Source organism: Halococcus sediminicola, from assembly GCF_000755245.1.
Lineage (GTDB): Archaea > Halobacteriota > Halobacteria > Halobacteriales > Halococcaceae > Halococcus > Halococcus sediminicola.
The window spans coordinates 1-17,881 of the sequence record NZ_BBMP01000004.1 but is presented as its reverse complement, the minus strand read 5'-3'; the positions used below and the strand labels follow the sequence as shown (position 1 = coordinate 17,881).

At 59.1% G+C, this 17,881-nt stretch carries 24 protein-coding genes and 1 pseudogene; 11 read left to right on the top strand and 14 right to left on the bottom strand.

Annotated elements, in window-relative coordinates; genetic code table 11:
• Positions 1-360: 360 nt before the first annotated feature.
• From ACP97_RS01225 to ACP97_RS01215, 3 genes are all read right to left on the bottom strand, one after another.
• Entirely contained in the window at positions 361-1,350 is a 990-nt protein-coding gene (locus tag ACP97_RS01225) for a linear amide C-N hydrolase (protein ID WP_049996028.1), read from the bottom strand.
• A 176-nt stretch (positions 1,351-1,526) separates the two neighbouring features.
• Entirely contained in the window at positions 1,527-2,336 is an 810-nt protein-coding gene (locus ACP97_RS01220) for an aldo/keto reductase (RefSeq protein ID WP_049996027.1), read from the bottom strand.
• A gap of 341 nt (positions 2,337-2,677) precedes the next feature.
• Entirely contained in the window at positions 2,678-3,046 is a 369-nt protein-coding gene (locus ACP97_RS01215) for a hypothetical protein (RefSeq protein ID WP_154019877.1), read from the bottom strand.
• 454 nt (positions 3,047-3,500) lie between these two features.
• On the opposite strand from ACP97_RS01215, the gene ACP97_RS01210 reads away from it, so the two are divergent.
• The 3 genes and pseudogenes from ACP97_RS01210 to ACP97_RS20650 all read left to right on the top strand — a co-directional run.
• Entirely contained in the window at positions 3,501-4,655 is a 1,155-nt protein-coding gene (locus ACP97_RS01210; protein WP_049996025.1) for an MFS transporter, read from the top strand.
• Between the two features lie 198 nt (positions 4,656-4,853).
• Positions 4,854-4,997: a hypothetical protein gene (locus ACP97_RS19545; protein WP_154019876.1), complete on the top strand. Its 144-nt coding sequence runs from the start codon at positions 4,854-4,856 to the stop codon at positions 4,995-4,997.
• A 31-nt stretch (positions 4,998-5,028) separates the two neighbouring features.
• Positions 5,029-5,303 (top strand): annotated as a pseudogene (locus ACP97_RS20650) (DNA-directed RNA polymerase subunit epsilon); the annotation flags it as partial.
• A 312-nt stretch (positions 5,304-5,615) separates the two neighbouring features.
• On the opposite strand, the gene ACP97_RS20645 reads toward ACP97_RS20650, so the two are convergent.
• The 6 genes from ACP97_RS20645 to ACP97_RS01180 form a co-directional block, all read right to left on the bottom strand.
• The gene (locus ACP97_RS20645; protein WP_237561051.1) at positions 5,616-5,813 is read right to left on the bottom strand and encodes a pyridoxamine 5'-phosphate oxidase family protein; all 198 of its coding nucleotides are present in this window, start codon (positions 5,811-5,813) and stop codon (positions 5,616-5,618) included.
• A 252-nt stretch (positions 5,814-6,065) separates the two neighbouring features.
• On the bottom strand, positions 6,066-6,470 hold the full coding sequence (locus tag ACP97_RS01200) for a helix-turn-helix domain-containing protein (protein WP_049996024.1): 405 nt from the start codon (positions 6,468-6,470) through the stop codon (positions 6,066-6,068).
• A 98-nt stretch (positions 6,471-6,568) separates the two neighbouring features.
• Complete coding sequence (locus ACP97_RS01195; protein WP_049996023.1) at positions 6,569-7,282, bottom strand: DUF2270 domain-containing protein; 714 nt, start codon at positions 7,280-7,282, stop codon at positions 6,569-6,571.
• A gap of 116 nt (positions 7,283-7,398) precedes the next feature.
• The gene (locus ACP97_RS01190) at positions 7,399-7,863 is read right to left on the bottom strand and encodes a DUF6691 family protein (protein WP_049996022.1); all 465 of its coding nucleotides are present in this window, start codon (positions 7,861-7,863) and stop codon (positions 7,399-7,401) included.
• Positions 7,860-8,357 (bottom strand): YeeE/YedE family protein, encoded by a 498-nt coding sequence (locus tag ACP97_RS01185; protein ID WP_049996148.1) that lies wholly within the window; start codon positions 8,355-8,357, stop codon positions 7,860-7,862. Before ACP97_RS01185 ends, ACP97_RS01190 begins: the two co-directional genes overlap by 4 nt.
• A gap of 12 nt (positions 8,358-8,369) precedes the next feature.
• A complete protein-coding gene (locus tag ACP97_RS01180; RefSeq protein ID WP_049996021.1) occupies positions 8,370-9,557 on the bottom strand; it encodes an MBL fold metallo-hydrolase in 1,188 nt (395 codons plus the stop codon).
• Positions 9,558-9,760: 203 nt separating this feature from the next.
• Between ACP97_RS01180 and ACP97_RS01175 the strand changes: the two genes are divergently transcribed.
• The 7 genes from ACP97_RS01175 (at position 9,761) to ACP97_RS01145 (ending at position 13,608) form a co-directional block, all read left to right on the top strand.
• The gene (locus tag ACP97_RS01175) at positions 9,761-10,018 is read left to right on the top strand and encodes a sulfurtransferase TusA family protein (protein WP_049996020.1); all 258 of its coding nucleotides are present in this window, start codon (positions 9,761-9,763) and stop codon (positions 10,016-10,018) included.
• 49 nt (positions 10,019-10,067) lie between these two features.
• Positions 10,068-10,640: a DsrE/DsrF/DrsH-like family protein gene (locus ACP97_RS01170; RefSeq protein ID WP_049996019.1), complete on the top strand. Its 573-nt coding sequence runs from the start codon at positions 10,068-10,070 to the stop codon at positions 10,638-10,640.
• A gap of 50 nt (positions 10,641-10,690) precedes the next feature.
• Positions 10,691-11,020, top strand: a complete 330-nt coding sequence (locus ACP97_RS01165; protein ID WP_049996018.1) for a YdhR family protein — start codon at positions 10,691-10,693, stop codon at positions 11,018-11,020.
• Positions 11,021-11,072: 52 nt separating this feature from the next.
• The gene (locus ACP97_RS01160) at positions 11,073-11,513 is read left to right on the top strand and encodes a DUF302 domain-containing protein (protein ID WP_049996017.1); all 441 of its coding nucleotides are present in this window, start codon (positions 11,073-11,075) and stop codon (positions 11,511-11,513) included.
• Between the two features lie 2 nt (positions 11,514-11,515).
• Entirely contained in the window at positions 11,516-12,076 is a 561-nt protein-coding gene (locus tag ACP97_RS01155) for a class I SAM-dependent methyltransferase (RefSeq protein WP_049996016.1), read from the top strand.
• Positions 12,077-12,216: 140 nt separating this feature from the next.
• Complete coding sequence (trxA, locus tag ACP97_RS01150; protein WP_049996015.1) at positions 12,217-12,576, top strand: thioredoxin; 360 nt, start codon at positions 12,217-12,219, stop codon at positions 12,574-12,576.
• On the top strand, positions 12,577-13,608 hold the full coding sequence (locus ACP97_RS01145) for an NAD(P)/FAD-dependent oxidoreductase (protein WP_049996014.1): 1,032 nt from the start codon (positions 12,577-12,579) through the stop codon (positions 13,606-13,608). It begins immediately after the preceding gene.
• Between the two features lie 439 nt (positions 13,609-14,047).
• Here the strand turns inward: ACP97_RS01145 and ACP97_RS01140 are convergent, their stop codons facing one another.
• From ACP97_RS01140 to ACP97_RS01120, 5 genes are read right to left on the bottom strand one after another with little or no spacing between them, the layout of a single operon-like run.
• Positions 14,048-15,004 (bottom strand): cytochrome c biogenesis protein CcdA, encoded by a 957-nt coding sequence (locus ACP97_RS01140; protein WP_202593529.1) that lies wholly within the window; start codon positions 15,002-15,004, stop codon positions 14,048-14,050.
• A gap of 1 nt (position 15,005) precedes the next feature.
• Positions 15,006-15,536: a hypothetical protein gene (locus ACP97_RS01135; protein WP_049996013.1), complete on the bottom strand. Its 531-nt coding sequence runs from the start codon at positions 15,534-15,536 to the stop codon at positions 15,006-15,008.
• Positions 15,537-15,558: 22 nt separating this feature from the next.
• On the bottom strand, positions 15,559-16,290 hold the full coding sequence (locus tag ACP97_RS01130; protein ID WP_049996012.1) for a DsbA family protein: 732 nt from the start codon (positions 16,288-16,290) through the stop codon (positions 15,559-15,561).
• 14 nt (positions 16,291-16,304) lie between these two features.
• Positions 16,305-16,568 (bottom strand): DUF7521 family protein, encoded by a 264-nt coding sequence (locus tag ACP97_RS21350; RefSeq protein ID WP_049996011.1) that lies wholly within the window; start codon positions 16,566-16,568, stop codon positions 16,305-16,307.
• Entirely contained in the window at positions 16,565-16,921 is a 357-nt protein-coding gene (locus ACP97_RS01120; RefSeq protein ID WP_049996010.1) for a winged helix-turn-helix domain-containing protein, read from the bottom strand. Before ACP97_RS01120 ends, ACP97_RS21350 begins: the two co-directional genes overlap by 4 nt.
• A 100-nt stretch (positions 16,922-17,021) precedes the next feature.
• Between ACP97_RS01120 and ACP97_RS01115 the strand changes: the two genes are divergently transcribed.
• On the top strand, positions 17,022-17,465 hold the full coding sequence (locus ACP97_RS01115) for a hypothetical protein (RefSeq protein ID WP_049996009.1): 444 nt from the start codon (positions 17,022-17,024) through the stop codon (positions 17,463-17,465).
• Positions 17,466-17,881: the final 416 nt, after the last annotated feature.

Sequence of the window (17,881 nt, the reverse complement as noted above, 5' to 3'; positions counted from 1 at the left end):
CGGGCGCAGCAACCACGGCCGCGACGACCAAGAGTAGATAGGTGACGAACGCGCCGACAGCGAGCGTGAGCGCCCGCTTACCCTCTCTGTCCACGAGTCAGGATTCGGTTCAGGTATCGTACCGATTCTTGCACCGCATGGTGCAAATAGTTCGCCTTCGCTCAAATATCCAAACCAGAGTTGCGGTTTCCTGAGGTAGTGTCCTTGCGAGGGGTTGGTATTGTAGGTCGGGACATCTGGGAGGTCGCTACTTCGACGAGTTGCCTTCGAACCGATATCCTTCCTCATGCCCTTCAGGGAAAGCAGCGTTTTCAGCGAGTCAGCAGTTACTCGATTGCGGACAGGGGGAAAAGGACTGAGCTACTCGCCGTGTGGCCTCAAAAATTTGAACGAATCGCTGGCGACCAGTTCATCCGACACCTCGCCGGAAAACGTATTTGACTGTTGTGGCCCCAGCTGGAGGGTCTTCGCGCTTGTTTCAGACGAAAAATCGATTGCATCGAGGTTCACCCAGAACACGTTCGGCGTGAACGCCGATTCGAAGTAGTAGATCCGGTCTTTGTGGTCTGCAACAGTACGCCAGCGCGTTGACGAGATATGTGGTGCATCTGGTGTGCTGAGCCCGTAGGGGACGGACACATTGCGGATCACACTGAACACGCTCGCGGTCGCGGCACGACGATCCTCGACCTGTGGAATAGCACTGGTGTAAAATCGAGCACGCACAAATCGGTCCGCTGGCCGGTTCGTTCCTGGAAGCATAACAGTGCCGCCGATTTCGTCCCAATATTCGGCGAGTGCGAGCTGTTTGTCGAACGTTGGCGAGTTAGTCATCACCTGATAATCGCGATCGTGGTGAATGACCAGCTCGCCGTCGATGAACTCCATGATTGCGCTATCACCGGTTGGATCTGACAAGGACAGATGCAACGCCGCGAACCGGTCATCATCAGGTAGCCGCTGTGTGACGATGACGAAGTCGTCGTTTTGAGCCGCCTCAACGGCTTCGGCCACGGTCGCGAAGTTGTCGAGCATATACTGAGCCCACATCGAGATCGGCAGAGCGGACTCTTCGCCGTCCCAATTGGGATATTCGGACTCGGGGAGCCATAACAGATTAGCCATCAAACCGCGTTCGTTCATTCCGTCGGTAGTGCAGATATCGTAGGCGGTAGTGACCACGCTACCGTACTGAGCTGTCCAGCTCTCGTACGGGAGGTCGGCCTCGACGTTGCGCTCACTACCACGAGGGAAAGTCCAAATATTAGAGCCGATTTCTCGTGTCCAGTCCATCGATCGACCAGTAAGAACACGACCTTCAGAGCCAAGGTAGACCAGACGGCTACACATCTGTATCCCTCTTGGATGAGAGCACCCGAAGCGATAGTTTTTCGAACAACATTGTTGAGAATGATTATCTCGCTTATAGAAATACGTGTCGGTGGATCTATCGTGACATTCTACCGGGCGATTACGCGTGTCGAGAATACCGACTTTGACATCTTCGCCCTTTCACGACGGGGATATCAATTCCAGGGGGCGTGCTCCGGATCGACGACCCGATATCTGCGTTCGATAGAATCGATTCGTGTGATATCCTCGGCATCGAGGGTGAGCTCTCGGGCGGCAAGGTTGTCGCGCATATGGGCTTTGCTGCTGGCTTTCGGAATCACGGCGACGTTGTCCTTGGCGAGCAGCCACGCGATGCTCACCTGTGGCGGTGTCACATCGTGTTTTTCGGCGACCGTCTCGATTTCGGGGACGTCGAATACCTCGCCTTTCGCGATCGGAGAGTAGGCAACTAGCCAGTGGTCGTGGCGCTGAGCGTACTCGTGAAGCTCTTTCTGTGGCCGCAGTGGATGCATCTCGACTTGGTGAGCAGCAAGTGGGGCATCGAGGACCTCGCGAGCTTCGTCGAGCAACTCTGGAGTGAAATTCGAGAGGCCGATATGGCGGGCCTTCCCTGTCTCGTAGGCTTCATCGAAGGTGGGCAAGATTTCCTCGTGATCGTAGATGCCCGATGGCCAGTGGACGTATAGCAGATCGACGTATTCGACACCCAGGCGATCGAGACAGCCGTCGATCGCCGCGCCGACCTCGTCCGAACTCGATGGCAGGTCTAGGTGGACGGTTTTTGTCGCGACAAAGATCTCTTCTCGATCGACGGACGAAGTGGCGATCCCCTCGCCGACATACTGTTCGTTACCGTAGGCATGGGCCGTGTCGACAGCACGATAGCCGACATCGAGCGCCGTCCGCACGTTTTCGGCCCACTGCTCTTGATCGTCGTCGGAGTACGTTCCCAAACCGATCCGCGGCAGGTCACCGATTGGCATCGTTCCGTTTTCGAACGCCGATTCGCTTGACGCTGGTGCTTTCGGTAGTCAGAATCCGGAAATCGAGCAGGGAGCTCTCCCCGCACTAGCCGAAATAATACTGTCGCCAAAGCATATATCACAGAACAGCGTATCAGCTACCACGTCCTTTAGGGCGTGGTATCCGCACTGGGAGAGCTATGTTATGACTCCGACATCCCCACCAGGGACGGGTCAGACGGGGAACCGCCGGATTTCGACACGTGGGATGAGCCGGATTCCTTGTTCACGGAGCAGCTCATCCGGGAACGAATGCTGGATGTAGACGTTTGGACCGAAGAACGGAGGGTTCGCCTGGATCGTCAGGCGCTACCGATACCGACGTTTTGGACCGTGAATGTCGAATCTTCGATGGTGATGGAGAGATCGTCAAAACCGATCTCGGCCCCATTGACTGTGATTGTTGCTCCATCGAGGGTGACTGTCCGTTCGTCGATCGAGTAGGAACGGTCCTCGATACCGATCGTCGGAAGACCGTCGCCGCTAATGCGGACGTCCTTGAGCTCAATGTCGAGTCCGTTGATGGAAACGTCACTCGCGCTGTCGGAGGGGTCACTGGGGGAGCCGGATTCGGTACTGGTAGCGAGCGCAGTCGAGACGCCGGCACTCGTCAGTACGACGCCGATGAGCAAGGCAACGATGCCTCGCCGAAGAAGTGTGGTATGCTTCATAGGGGGACCTGACCTCATTGGAGAGTTCGCTGTGGGTGCGTATCAACTTGTCCTTTGCGAGGACTACTGAGAGACGCTCTTGCAGCCGATATCGGGTGTTATTGGCAATGACTAGTCGGAGAACAGGTCAAGGAGTTCGCGGTCTTCCTCAATGACCTTCGCAACGATCTCGTCCCAGTCCGACTGGCGGTCCTGTTCTTGCTGGCCCATGATAGTAGTGTTGTGCTTCGGCGTCTTTGGTGCTCCGGCAGCTTCGACTCGTCGATCTCGCCTGTTTCAAGCCATTCGGCAGCTCCTCAGTGTCGAACAGGCCGGCCCGGCGAACAATCCGTTCGACTGTTTCATTGCCTTGGGATGGGTCAAGATTGATTTCCTTCGCTTGGGAGCCAAGCCAGTGCGTTGAAACACATCAAGTGAGTACCTGTGAGCAGTGAGGCGACTGTGGGATTATCGAGTGACAATCATCGCTCTGTGTACGCTCGCGTTTTTCGCAACGATGGTCGCTCGGTTGGTTATCAGCCCGGTCGTTCCGGAGATCGTTGACACGTTCGATTCCTCAACCGGTGTTCTGGGGCTGGCCTTGACTGGTCTCTGGATGGCGTACGCGTTCGCACAGTTTCCTAGCGGGGTGCTCGCCGATCGGTATGGCGAGCGGATTATCATTCTTGCAGCGATTGGATTGACGACAGTCGCCAGCGCTCTGCTCGCTCTTTCACCGTCGATGCCCGTATTCCTCGTTTTGACGCTGGTTTTGGGTGGGGTTGCTGGCCTGCACTACAGCGTCGCCACGACGTTTCTGACCCGTGAACTGAACAATATCGGTACTGCGATCGGCCTGCACAACTCGGGTGCCCCATTGGCGGGATTGGTAGCGCCGATTGCGGCGGCTGCTGTCAGTCAATGGTTCGGCTGGCGGGCCGCGATCGCGCTCGGGGCCGCAGCTGCGTTCCCGATTTTCGTTCTTTTTCGCTGGAAGATCCGTCCGACCGAGCCGGCACGGCCCGAGCAGCCGATGGGCGATCGGTTCGCCCTCAAGCCGGTCATCGAGTTGCTCTCCCGGCGGAAAATCGCGTTCACTGCTATGCTTGCATTTCTGTTCGAGTTCATCTGGCAGGCGACGGCATCGTTCCTCCCGACCTTTCTGATCGCGTATCACGGTTATTCGGTGACGTTCGCTAGTACGCTGTTTTCGGCGTATTTCATCATCCAAGGACTCACACAACCTGGCATCGGGTCGCTCTCGGATCGGTACGGTCGCGAAGAGATTGCCGCTCTCTGTGCAGTTGCAGGAATCGTGGGGTACACGTTGCTTCTCGTCGGTTCTCGATTAGGCGTCCTTCTCGTTGGCATCTTTCTGATCGGTGTTGCCATGGGCTGGGGAGCGGCACTGTTGCCTCGATTCGTCGATAACCTCTCGGCTACGGAACGCGGTGCGGGATTCGGTCTCGTTCGGACGACGTACATGATGCTGAGTGCGACCGGAAGCGTCGTCGTGGGAACCGTTGCGGATACCGCTGGATGGGGCATCGCGTTCGGGATTTTCGTCGCGTTTCTTTCGGTGATCTGTCTCGCGCTCGCCAGTAATCGTCTGCTCGATCTCGGCTTCTAACCGAATTCCTGCCGGCGAGTTCGTTCAAGACGTAGATAGAAAACGGTTGAGGCAACGACCAGTAGTGACGACGCCCCTAAGGACGTGCTATGTACTCTGAACGATCAATAAACTATGTCACAGGGAACTTGCGGCGAACCGTCGAGGGGTGTGGTCGAAGATGGGCAGTTTTAGGACTGCACTCTCGGATCTTCAACAATGTTATCCCCCACTGAGATACTCGTGTATTTCATCTTCGGCTCGGTAGTGTTGCTGACGGGAAAACTCGCCATCGTCGGTGTGTACCCGCTTGCGGCTGGCATCGCGCTCCCGCTGCTCGCCTTCGGCTATCTCGTTCGCTGAGACGGTCGCTCAATCGAAGAACGACTGATCGCGCCACCCCGTCATGGAAGGCTACAGTCGGCGTGCCTACTGTCTCGAAAAATTGCGTCTCACCCAGCACTCTGTGGAAGCTTCGGACTGACGTCATGGCAACGCGACCGTGCCATCTGCACGATGGTCAAACTTGATCTCACCGCCTTTGGCAGCCAACGTGTCATCCCCAAAGTCGCACTTGTCGTGATTCGACACATCGTTGATCGTGAACGCGAACACCATCTTGGACTTCACGATGAGGAGTGGATCGCCGACCAGCCACCTGAGCGGCTATTCGTCCGCGCGGCTCCAGCTAATGTGCTTGAGAACGCCTGTGTCCCCGTTTAGTGTCTATCATCAGAGTCCGGTATCGTGTGTTCCCCCTCGTGCGATGACCGTTTCTGGTTCAAGCCGAATAAACCGGTAATGCTCCCCATCTAAGCCGACAAACCCATCATCCCATTCGCTCTTATCATCACCCAGATAGCGGCGAAGCAGCCGCTCTGCGCGACCTTGGTCGAATGGTTCTAGTGTTGCCTCGCCACGCATACCGACGTGTCGGACCACTCCCTTCCGTGAGTCAAATTCGACGATTGCAATCGCCGATCAAGGGAACTGCTCGACACGTTTGGGATATGAGCGGTCTGGTAGTTGGGCAATAATCCAAACAAGCTCATCTTCCCAGAGGTACCACAACGGCGAGATTCGCGCACCGTCGTCGGAGCACTGTGCAAGGAAACAGAATAGGGGACGGTCAAGGAACTCATCGAGCTCGAGGTCTAACCAGTCCTCGACAATCTCCATGCTGGAATCAACAGGTCATGATGACAAGAAGATCATCATCGCGATCGTTCTCCTTGCCACTGGACTAGCGATCCCAGTGATACCTATTGTCTGGATCGCACGTCTGATTGCGAACTGATTGGTAGTTGTTGGACGTATCGACTGTCTCGACAGCACTGTCTTTGGACCAGTCGAAGATTCTGTTTGGGAGCGGAAATTGGGCTTTTCGGAAAGCCTATTCGGGATTAGAGAGCTAAGCACGAGTAAGCGAAATTAGCTCTCGACAGCCGCTGGTGACTGATCTTGAGTATCGTATTTCGTTCGGAACTCCCCGATGAGTTGGCCCATTTTCGCATACCAGTCATTCAACATCTGCTGCATATCGTCTGCAACGACATCGGGATCAGTTGGCGAGAAGACGTGGTAGTAGCCACCTTGGTCGTAGTTGACCTGTTCTTTCTGGACGAATCCCGCTTGGCGAAGCCGCTGAACCGATCGATACACCGTCGAGCGCTCGCGGTCGACCTCGTCGGCGATTTCATCGATAGTCAGCGGTGCTTCGTCCGTGACGATGACTTCGAAACAGTCGCGGTCGAGATCGGTGAGACCGTGGAAGCATTCGAGGAGGCCCTCGCATTCCATGTCTGCGCGGAGGTAGTCCGCCATTGAGTCGGGCATTGCTTGATTATCCTTAGTGGATGGGAGGCTAAAGATGTTGTGCATATCCTGCACGACTATGCACGACCGTCTTGAGAACGATCTTCGACGGCTCCAAGCTACTGTTCGGCGTCGCCCCAGACGTCGACGTCCGTGAGTCGGAGTTCGCCGTTTGCCTTCCACGTGCGTGGCCGACAGGCGACCACCGCCGCCACGGTGAAGAACGTGACGACGACGCCGGACACGATGATCCCGGGGATGGGACCGATTGCGGCGCTTGCGGGCCACCCGGACGCCTGCATGAACGCCGTAATGCGGACCAACCACGCGATGAGGAGGACAACCATGAGCGGGAGATACACTCGACGGAGCCGATGGGCGAGCGCCTCCTCAAAGCCGATCTTGATCTTCGGCTGGCGGTAGTCCTCGCTCAGTTCGCGTCGCCAGTGGGGATCGCTGACGTCTTTGGAAGCGTCGAGGGCGTTCGCGAAGACGTTCTCCTGCATCAATCGCACGCGCGAGCGCCAGAGGTCGTAGCCACGGTACCGGCGTGCCTCGATCACGAGGAAGACTGTGAGCATCACTAATCCAATCAGCACGATGTAGTGGGGGTTGTTACCCGTGAATGCCCACGTTAGGATAGCAGCCATGATCGTGATGGCCCAGTTGGTCGTGTTATCGAGGCGTTCGCGCCAGAACTTCATTCGGTGGACTTCGCCGCGGTAGAGGTGGGCCATCGACGAGCCGGGACCCATCCCCTCTTCGAACATCCCGCGGCCGATGTGGCGCTCGGTTTCTCCGGTCGGATCGAACGAGGCGGTGTCGTCGCTCACGAGTGCTCCTCCGTTGGTGGCAGCTGGTCGTCGCCGTACCGATTGCAGTCGTGTCGTTCGAGGTCAGCGTGTTGCTCGTGGTCAGTTGTGGTCATCTATGAGTCGAATCGAGTGTCTCAATCGCTTGGCGTGGCCGTTCCACTGGTGCTCTCTCGATAGGATCGCCAGTAGCCCTGTGCGTACGCACCGAGGAACATTCCAGCGATCCCGATTAGCATGGGGAAGTTCCCGATTCCGAGGCTGGCATACGCGGAGCCGGGACAGAGCCCTGAGATTCCCCACCCGACACCGAAGACCACCCCACCGAGGAGCACGCTTCGGTCGAAGGTCTTCTCGCGTTTGCCGTACTGCTCACCGGTGAGCGGCGCACGGTCGAGGTACCGCGTCGCAAGTGCAATGACGGTTCCGGTAACGGCCGCTGCACCGCCCATCACGAACACCAGTCCCAAGTCCTGTAACTGGAGGAAATCCAGGACGATCTCGGGTTTGGCCATCCCGCTGTGGGCGAGTCCAACCCCGAACAGCGCGCCGCCGAGAACGATCGTCGGCATGAACAGCGGGCTGCGTGAGTCGCTGCTCATGGCGACACCCCCAGCGCTTGCATCGAGAGTGCGGCTCCGATCGCCGTCAGCATGAACGTCGCGACGTTCGCAAACGAGGTTCCCGACAGCGACGCGATCCCGTTGATCCCGTGGCCAGAGGTGCAGCCCTTGCCGAGTCGGGTGCCGACGCCGACGAGGACGCCACCGGCGAGTAGTCGCCACGCCTGCACGTCGGTCGTCCAGCCGCCACCACCCAGCGTGAGCGCGTAGACGGCCGCACCGGCGACCATACTCAGCGTGAAGACGATCCGCCAGTCACGCGAGACGAGATATTTCGCCCGGTTGAACCGTGGGATCTTCGAGACGTACGATAGTGTCGACTCGAAGAACGTGCTCGCACCCGGCGTGATCGCCGTTCCGAGGTAGATGGTCGAAACTCCTAGTCCAATCAGGACGCCGCCGATGGCGTACTGGCTGATGCCACGCGGGAACAGTCCCGCGAGCGCCGTCTGTCCCAAGAGTGTCAGCTCCATCTCTCCGACCATTCAATCACCCGTGAGCGCGTCTTGACTGGCCGCACAGTTGTTCGGTCCCTGTTCGAGTTCGAAGGCCCTCTCGTCGGTCGTCTCGCGCTGGCCGAGGTTGGTGGCGATGATCTCCTCGTAGTTGCTGGGTCGGGGTGGCATGTCCGACTGGATAAACTCGACGAACTCCTCACGGCTCATGCCGAGTGCACCCATTCGAGTTTCCAAGTCGCCGAGACGGGCCGTATAGGTGCCGTTTTCGGCCTCTGCGCTGTCGCTGAAGTGGCCGGGCGCAACGATGGTGTCGTCAGGTAGTTCGAGAATCGTATTCTGAAGGGTATCGTAAAGTTCGCCCGCGGCGTCGGCCGCCCCCTCCGCACCTTCTTCGAGGTCGGGGCGAGCAACGCTCTCGGTGAACAAGCCGTCGCCGGCGAACAGCACATTGCCTACCCGGTAGGACGTCATTCCGGACGTGTGGCCGGGCGTGTGAAGCACCTCGATCTCGGTTTTCCCCACCGCGATGGTGTCACCGTTCTCGACCGTCTCGTAGCCGCTATCGTACTCGATACCGCGCTCGGCGGCGGGTTGCGGGACGACGGCCGTCGCCCCGGTGTTTTCGGCGACGGTGCGAACGCCGCTGATGTGGTCGGCGTGGACGTGCGTGTCGAGCGCGTCGGTCAGTTCCGCGCCGAGTGCGCGCGCGTCCTGTTGGTACGTATCGGCAAATGCCCGCAGCGGGTCGATGACCGCAGCTTCGTCGCCGCTGACGACGAGATAGGCGAGACAGCCGCTCGACGGGCGCTGGTACTGGGCGATGGTCACCGCTCCCCGACTGTCGAGTTCGTAGTACTCGTACAGCCGTGCCCAGCCGTTCATGCCGCGGGCGAGATGGCTCACCTCGTAGCCGCGTTCTTCGAGCAGGCCGGCGACGTACTCGCTCGAATCGCCCTTCGCACAGAGTACCACGACCTCCCTATCGTCGGGAATCCCCTCGAAGATCGCCTCGTCGACGTCGCCGAGGAGGAATTCGAAGTACGGCACGTTGTGGGTAGTGACCCTCTCGCCGTCGATATGCCACTCCTCGAATTCCTCGGTCGCGCGTGTGTCGAGCAGGAACACCTCCTCGCCGCGGTCAATTCGTTCTTTCAATCGGTCGGGTTCGATCGACTCGACCTCGACTTCCGGCTCCGGGAACTCCTGTTCGCTCATCACTCTCCCATACCGGACTAGGTCCAATAAGGCTTTTCATAGTATAGTGTCTACTCCACAAATCTACAAGGCCCAAATTTCTCCATGAACCCACCGTAACGGGATATGAAGCGATTGTCCCTAGTACTCGAGTTTGGTATTGGACGATATTCGCAACACTTTTGGGGTCGTGTACTGTATTGTGCGTCAGAGGCAAGACGAGCATGAGTACGGAATACGACGCTGCGACGACGCTCGACGTACAGGGCGAGAACTGTCCGATGCCGGTCGTCAAGACCAAAGGCGCGACCGACGATCTCCAGCCCGACGAGGTCCTCGAGGTGCTGGCGACCGACTCCGGCAGTATGAGCGATATCAAAGGCTGGGCCGACACGACGGCGGGCGTCGAGCTGGTCGACCAGATCGAAAGCGAACAGGACGGCGAAGACGTCTACAAACACTACGTGCGCAAGACCGAGTAATGACGACGATTACCACCGAAATTTCGAACGCCCACATGGGGGGCCAGCGATGAGCACGGAAACACAGTCGACCGCTGATGAGACGATCGAGGATGCGGCGGCGCTCGAAGCCCGCATCGAGGAACTCGAAACCGAACTCGCCGAGATCAAAACTGATGAGGACAACCAGCAGATGGTCATCATCGCCACGAAGGGGACCCTCGATATGGCCTATCCGCCGCTCATCCTCGCCTCGACGGCGGCGGCGTTCGGCTGGGACGTGACGATCTTCCACACGTTCTGGGGTCTCGAAATCCTCCACGAGGACCACTCGAAGGAGCTGGGCCTGAGTTCGGTCGGCAATCCGAACATGCCCATCCCAAATGCTATCGCTGCGCTGCCGGGCATGGACCGCGCAACCGCGAAGATGATGGAAAAGCGCATTGCTGACAACGACGTCGCAAGCGTCGAGGATCTCATCGAGACCTCCCTCGACAGCGGCGTCGAACTCCAGGCGTGCCAGATGACCATCGACCTGCTCGATTACGATCCGGACGATTTCTACGACGGCGTCGAGGTGGGCGTCGGCGCGGCGACGGCCTTTCAGCGCATGGCTGACGCGGAGATTCAACTGCTCGTCTGAACCGACCACGTATCGGTGGCGTTTTTCGCGCGAGCATCCGTAGCTCCAGTATGGCAGCACAGCTGCTCTGGATCAATTTCGAACTCGCTGGCGGGGTTTCGGACGAGGAGATGACGGAGTTCGCCGAAGGGATCGCCGAGTTTCCGGGACTCCGATGGAAAATCTGGCCGTTCAACGAAGAGCGAGACGAGGAGGGTGGTATCTACCTGTTCGAGGACGAAAACTCGGTCGAGAGATACCGCAACTCCGAGTATGCGGAGACGTTCCGTAACGACGACCGGTATCGAAACGTCGAGATCAAACAGTTCGACATTCGAGAGGGGCTTACCGAGATCACCCACGCGAAGAACGTCATCTCCGGGGAAGCAGTCCCCGAGTAAGCGAAACGAGTCCCGAAATAGTTTTTCGCGGTGCGTACAATATTCTACACGAATGACGCTCCCTATCGACCCGACGCAACTGGACGAAGACGACATCGGCACGAAGCAAACCACGCTAGAGATGAGTCACGAAGAGGCCATCGAACACGTTCGTGCGGTGTTCACCGACGCGGGCTTTGGCATCCCCACCGAGTTCTCACCGTCGGCGTTGCTCAACGAGAAGATCGACGCCGACCGCGACCCCTACTACGTGCTGGGTGCGTGCAACCCGTCGGTGGCGAACCGCGCGCTCGACGCCTCGGAGAACCGGTTGGGTGGCCTGTTCCCGTGTAACGTCGTCATCTGGGAGGAAGAACCCGGTGTTCAGACCGTGTATCACGTGAGTATCATGCGGATCGCACGGCTCGTCGGGATGGCTCCGGACGACGGGGCAATGGCTGACATCATCGCTGACACCGGCGAACTCGCCGACGAAGCGTTCGAGAGGCTGTAACGATGGGCCATCACACCTTCGACGCCGACGGTGCCGACAAGTTGGAGCGGCCGGAGCGACGCTATCGATTCCTCTCGACCGAGGAACTGCTGTGGGCACTCGCGCCCTCCTCGGAGGACACCGTCGCCGACCTCGGCAGCGGGACCGGGTTCTTCACCGACGACGTCGCACCCCATGCAAGCGAGGTGTACGCGGTCGATATCCAGGAGGCGATGCAGGAGTATTACGAAGAGAAGGGCATCCCGGAGAACGTCGAACTTGTCACGACAGGTGTCGAAGAGCTTCCGTTCGAGGACGGAAGTCTCGACGCCGCGTTCTCGACGATGACCTTCCATGAGTTCGTGAGCGACGACGCGCTCGCGGAGGTTCGTCGAGTGCTCACGCCGGCGGGACGGCTCGTCATCGTCGACTGGACTGCCACCGGCACTGGAGAGAACGGCCCACCCCTCGACGAACGGTACACTGCCGACACAGCCGCGGACGCCCTCCGTGACCACGGGTTCGGTATCGAACATCAGTTCAGCCGCCCGGAGACGTTCCTGCTGGTCGCCACGACCGAGTAAGAGGACTCTATACCTGATATCGTTGGCCACTAGATCGGTACCGGGTAACGACCGACGAAAGACAGCAGATCCTCGCCAATACACAGTATTGTATTATCTTCACAAAACTCTTAAATACCAACGGGCCGTATTGGAGAGTGATGGCAGCCGAAACAGCAGCCAACGCTAGTATCGACACCCCCACGGAACCGATACCGATCGAGGGCCGGGACGAACTCGACGACGTCACTGCCGAGTACGATGTCGTACTCGCGGATTTCCACGCCGAGTGGTGTGGGCCGTGCCAGATGCTCGAACCGATCGTCGATCGGCTCGCAACCGAGACCAATGCGTCGGTCGCGAAGATCGACATCGATGAGAACCAGCAACTCGCTCGGACCTACGGCGTCCGTGGTGTCCCGACGCTCGCCCTCTTCGCCGAGGGCGAGCAGGTCGAGAAGGTCGTCGGCGTCCAGTCCGAGGAACAGCTTCGCTCGCTGATCGAGCAGTACACCGAGTGAATGAGGAGGAAGACGCAGGGTCTCGTCATCGCCGGTTCGGGTATTGCTGGACTCTCGGCGGCCGTCTACGCCGCTCGTGCCGATCTCAATCCATTGGTACTCGAAGGCGACGAACCCGGTGGTCAGCTGACGCTCACAACCGACGTCGAGAACTACCTCGGCTTTCCCGATGGTCTTGGCGGGATGAAACTCGTTCAGCGTGGACGGGAACAGGCCGAGCGGTTCGGTGCCACGTTCGAGCACGGCCGCATCGAGCACGCCGATCTCGATGGACAGCCGCTCCAGCTTTCGCTGTCGACCGGTGAAACCCTTCGAACGCGTGCTCTCGTCGTCGCGACCGGGGCGAGCGCTCGCTGGGTCGGTGCCGACAACGAGGACGAACTGATGGGCTACGGCCTCTCGACGTGTGCAACCTGCGATGGGGCCTTCCACCGTGGCGATGACGTTCTGGTCATCGGTGGCGGTGACAGCGCCATGGAGGAAGCGCTCTTCCTCGCGAAGTTCGCCGATACAGTGACAGTTGTTCACCGACGCGACGAACTCCGTGCCTCGGAGATCATGACCGAGCGCGCCCGCGACCACGACGCGATCGAGTTCCGGTGGAATACGGAGCTCGACGTGCTCCACGGCTCACAGAACGAGGGCGTCACCGGCGCGACGCTCATCTCCCATCCCGATGGCCACCCCACGAAGCGAGCCGCGAACGGTGGGGATGTCGAGACGGAAACGGTCGCCGTTGGTGGCGTGTTCTACGCTATCGGCCACACGCCGAACACCGGGTTCCTGGAGGATACCGATGTGGACCGCGACGAGGCGGGATACGTCGTGACCCAACCCGACGAGACGGGACGGATGACGACACGGACGACAGTCGAGGGCGTCTTTGCCGCCGGTGACGTTGCCGATCCGCGCTATCGACAGGCGGTCACAGCCGCCGGAACCGGTAGCATGGCTGCACTCGATGCCGAAGCGTATGTCGAAACAGTCGAAAACCCCAACGAAACTACGGTCAGTGCTTCGGTATGGGCCTGAAGAGCCCTGTCCACCACTGAACCATCCGGGAGTTTTCAGCAGAGACGAGCCAGTCGAATCGAGCGATATCCGGGTGAGAACACCAAGTGGTGCAGCCACTCCCTAAGATACATGGAGCGGTCCCGTGTATCGGGAGCGTATAGATGGAGTCTTCGAACGCAGACGCGCCGTCGGACGCGGACAGGGATGCGACCACGGACTCGGGACCTCGGTGGTCGCTCCTCGGACTGGCGGGTGTTGGCAGTCTCTGCTGTATCGTGGCTCCCACCGTAAACGTCGCCAGCGGGGTGACGGCTGCTAGCGGGGCGACAGCGGCCGTCGGCGGCGGTCTTGTTCAGATACTGATGACAGCACTAACAGTTGGAGCGATAGGTCTTGTAGTCCGGTACCGGATGGACCGCTCCTGTGAGCGGTGATGATCTCGTCGATTCGTGCTGAACTATCCAATGATTTCACCGGCAGATAGATGGCCGAGAGAGCGCAGCGTGTACCACGTCACGTACAGTCCGATGAGCACGAACGCCACACTCCCAATCGTCCGAACCGGCGCGGCGTACCGGCCGAGCGAGAGCGATCCCTCGGTGAGGCTCGCGACAACACTCAGACCGATCATCAGCGTGCCCATCCCGGCGGCGAAGGCGGCGAAGACCGCCAGTCCCGAGAGGAACGACTCCGTGAAGAACGACGAGAGCACGACGCCGAGGAACACCGGGAGGTTGCACGCGAGGCTGCCGACACCGTAGAGCAGGCCGAAGGTGAAGAACTCCGAGTCGGATACCTCGCCGCGCTCGGGGAGTTCGATGGCTCGCAGCGGCGAGATACCCCGATAGTAGGCGATGCCGAGGGCGACGAGCAACGGGCCGACGAGCAGCTGGAGCGACGTGAGATACGGACGTACCCACTGGCCGACGACGAGCACGATCCCGCCGACGAGCACGTACAGCAAGACGATGCCGAGGGTGGCGATGGATCCGACGCGAAGCCCTCGCACCCCGCGCCGGCCGGTGGCGGCGACCGACAGTCCCGTTCCGAGGAACACCGCCGCTACCGGCGGGAGATAGCTCCCGGTGCCGAGTTTTGCGAGCGGGACGACGATCTCGTAGCCAGGCAACAGCAGACGGATCCCCGCCGTCGCCATGTAGAACAGCGGGATCGCCCCGGCGAGAAAGAGCAGGACGCCGTTCGCGAGCAACAACTGTCGTGCGAAGCTTCCCGAGTCGCCGCCCGCCCGTGGGTTCTCCGAGATTGTGATTCCGCCATCGGTTTCGGCGTTGTCGTGGGTGAAGTAGTAGGTCAGATATGCGGGGAGCAGGCCGACGCTACACGGTGCGAAGAACATCAACACGCCCGCCGCGTACGCCGCCGTCAGCAGTGACGGTTGGTCGATAGCGATCACATCAGCTCACCTGACAGGTACGCGGGTCGCCAGACCGTGCGAGGAAGAAGAGCAACAAAGCGATGCCACCCAGTCGAAGGAGGTTCCCATTGAACGGCATCGCGGCGAGCGCGCCGGCGAAGCCCAGCAGGCCGAGCACACCCGCCCCGCAACTCGCACAGCCCGAGGCGAGCAGGCCCGGCACGACGCCAAGCAGGTCGCGCACGCCCGAGATGTCCTGTAGCCGGAGTTGCGTGACGACGTTCGTCAGCGCAACGGCCGTGAGCACCGCATACATAACAATCAACCCTAGCCCGAACGGACCGATGGTCGCGTACGTGTTCGCCGTCAGCGCGAGCACCGCCTCGTCGAGATAGCCGAAGCCGGCGGCGAGCATCTGGGCGGAGTATTCGGGAAAGGAACTCAACACGAGTCCGACGTACGTCACGACCGCAACCACGACTGCACCGAGCGCCCGGCGGTTCGTCGTCAACGGGAACGACAGCGCTGCCACGAGGCCGCCGTCAGCACCGGTCGAGCGTTCGACGCTCATGCTCCACACCCTCGTCGATCGATCACGAGTTCTTCACCTGTTCAATGGCGGATTCGAACTGATCGTACGGCTGTGCACCGACGATCTTCCCGCTTTTTTCGGACTGGCGATTGTAGACGATGAACCCCGGCGTGCCGCTGATACCGAGCGCGCGTGCCCGCTGGCTGTCCGTCTCGATACTCTTCTCGATCGACTTGCGATTCCGGTTCATACACTGTTCGACCCCGCTCGCCGAAACCCCGTTGACGCCGCGTGTGATATCAAACAAACTCGATTTCGAGGCCCAGCCGGAGTTTTCCTTCCCTTGGGCATCGAAGACTGCCGAATGCCACCGCCAGTAGGCATTCGGGTTCGATCCCTTGACCTGTCGCCAGACACATTCGTTCATCACGGCGGCAGTCATCGAATTCTTTCCGATGTAGGGAAATTCGATGAAGATCACACGCACATCGCCGGTTGAGACGTGATTCTCGATGAGTTTCGGCAGCGTATCGCTTTCGAAGCGCTCACAGAACGGACACTGATACTCGCTCCAGTAATAGATGCTAACTGGGGCATCGAGCGCGCCCATGACCGGACGCCCACTGAGTTCAATGTCGAACGCACCCGTGCCGTTCGTTGCGTGCATCTCGGCTGAAACGGTCGACGAGGTATCGGATCCGAGCGTGGAAGCCCCATAGACGACACCGCCGCCAATCCCAACCGTAGCGATTCCACCGAGTACCGTCCGTCGTGTGAGTTTTGAATCGTCCATCTTGTAATCAGTGATCAACGATAGATCGAGTGTAAGACAAATATCATACCAGTGGTCAATACACAGGTTTGAATCAGCCCTGAGAGAGGGGATTTGAGGTTCATCTGGGCTAGGAGCGAGCAGTCGATTGCACTCCCGAGACTGAGAAACAGGAAGCCGACCGACGTGAACAACATCGGCCGACTCTGCTGTCGCCGATATGCTCGATAGCCTTGATAGGCAATTAGCAACCCGAGCACAACGACGAGAAGTTTTCCGCCGATCAACACTATGTTCATTGATCCGACTCCCGCATTCCATCCCAGATGTGAGCGAACCGGTCGGCCGGATCGGACCGCCTCGAAACGGAGACGCTCACGGTTCCGGCGTCGAATTCGACGTTGATGTTTTCGACAGTCGCTTGGTACAGGCTGAAATGGTGTCCATCCTCATCGACCTTCGTATACTCGTCAAGCAGGCCATGCTGTTGGAGCTCGTCGGCGCGTCGGTAGACGGTCGACAGCGATGCATCGCACGCGTCCCCGAGTTCTTTTGCTGACATAGGTTCGTCACTCGTTGCCGTGAGGATACAGCGCGCATACTGGTCGTCGAGGAGACGGAAGATCGCGGCGTCATCAGTATCCTCACTCACGGTCTCATTACCGAGACGTTCCCCTAAATACACGGGCTCTTTTGCTGAGCCAGCGAATCGTCACCCGCTTTTAGGGTTACCTCGCTCCTCGGTCGAGTCGATGCCACCAACGCGGACTACAGTTGCGAAGGGCGCAGCGGTCAGCATCGGGTCGTTTCTCCTGTTCGGGATCGTAACTGGTCTTCTCCCGAACCCGCTGTACGTTCGAATGGTTCCACGAACCCTCTTCGATTACACGTTCCTCGTCCTCACCTCGTTGTTCGCCGGCATATACGTCGCCCAACAGTCGACGACCGATCGCTCGAAGGACGACCGCCTGGCCTTCGGCAGCACTATCGCAGGCTTTCTCGCCTTCGGTTGTCCGATCTGCAACGTGTTCCTGCTCGCGTTGTTCAGCAATTCCATGTTGATGACGTACTTCGACCCATATCGTCCGCTGCTGGGAGCGGTTTCGGTTGCACTCTTCGCCGGACTGCTCTACTACCGCCACCAGCAAGACTGTGAATCCTGTGGCCGAACGGTCGAGGCAGAGAGTTCCACTTGATGATGGCCCGCGGCGAACGCTCTCCCTTGTTGACAACGATACTGCTTATGCCGTCGTATTTGATGGTTCCCTATCCTATCGCCGACATCGTTGGTCCCCATGGATGGAGTGTCCAGCACGAGGGACCGTGATATGCAACAGAAATGTTTATCCATCCCAATACCTGTCTCTTATACACATCTCCGAGCCCACGAGACCGAGGCTGATCTCGTATGCCGTCTTCTGCTTGAAAAAAAAAACATACTTTCTCCACATCTTCGACCCCCCCAGCCCAGACAAACTCCTCTGCTCTGGCGTCGGCTTCTTCCACCCCATTGACGTCAACCACGCTGTTCTCCTCCAGCGCACGAGGTAGCAGGAGCAGGATACCACACAGGTAGTGCAGCTAGTCACGACCAAGCCACGGCAGACATACC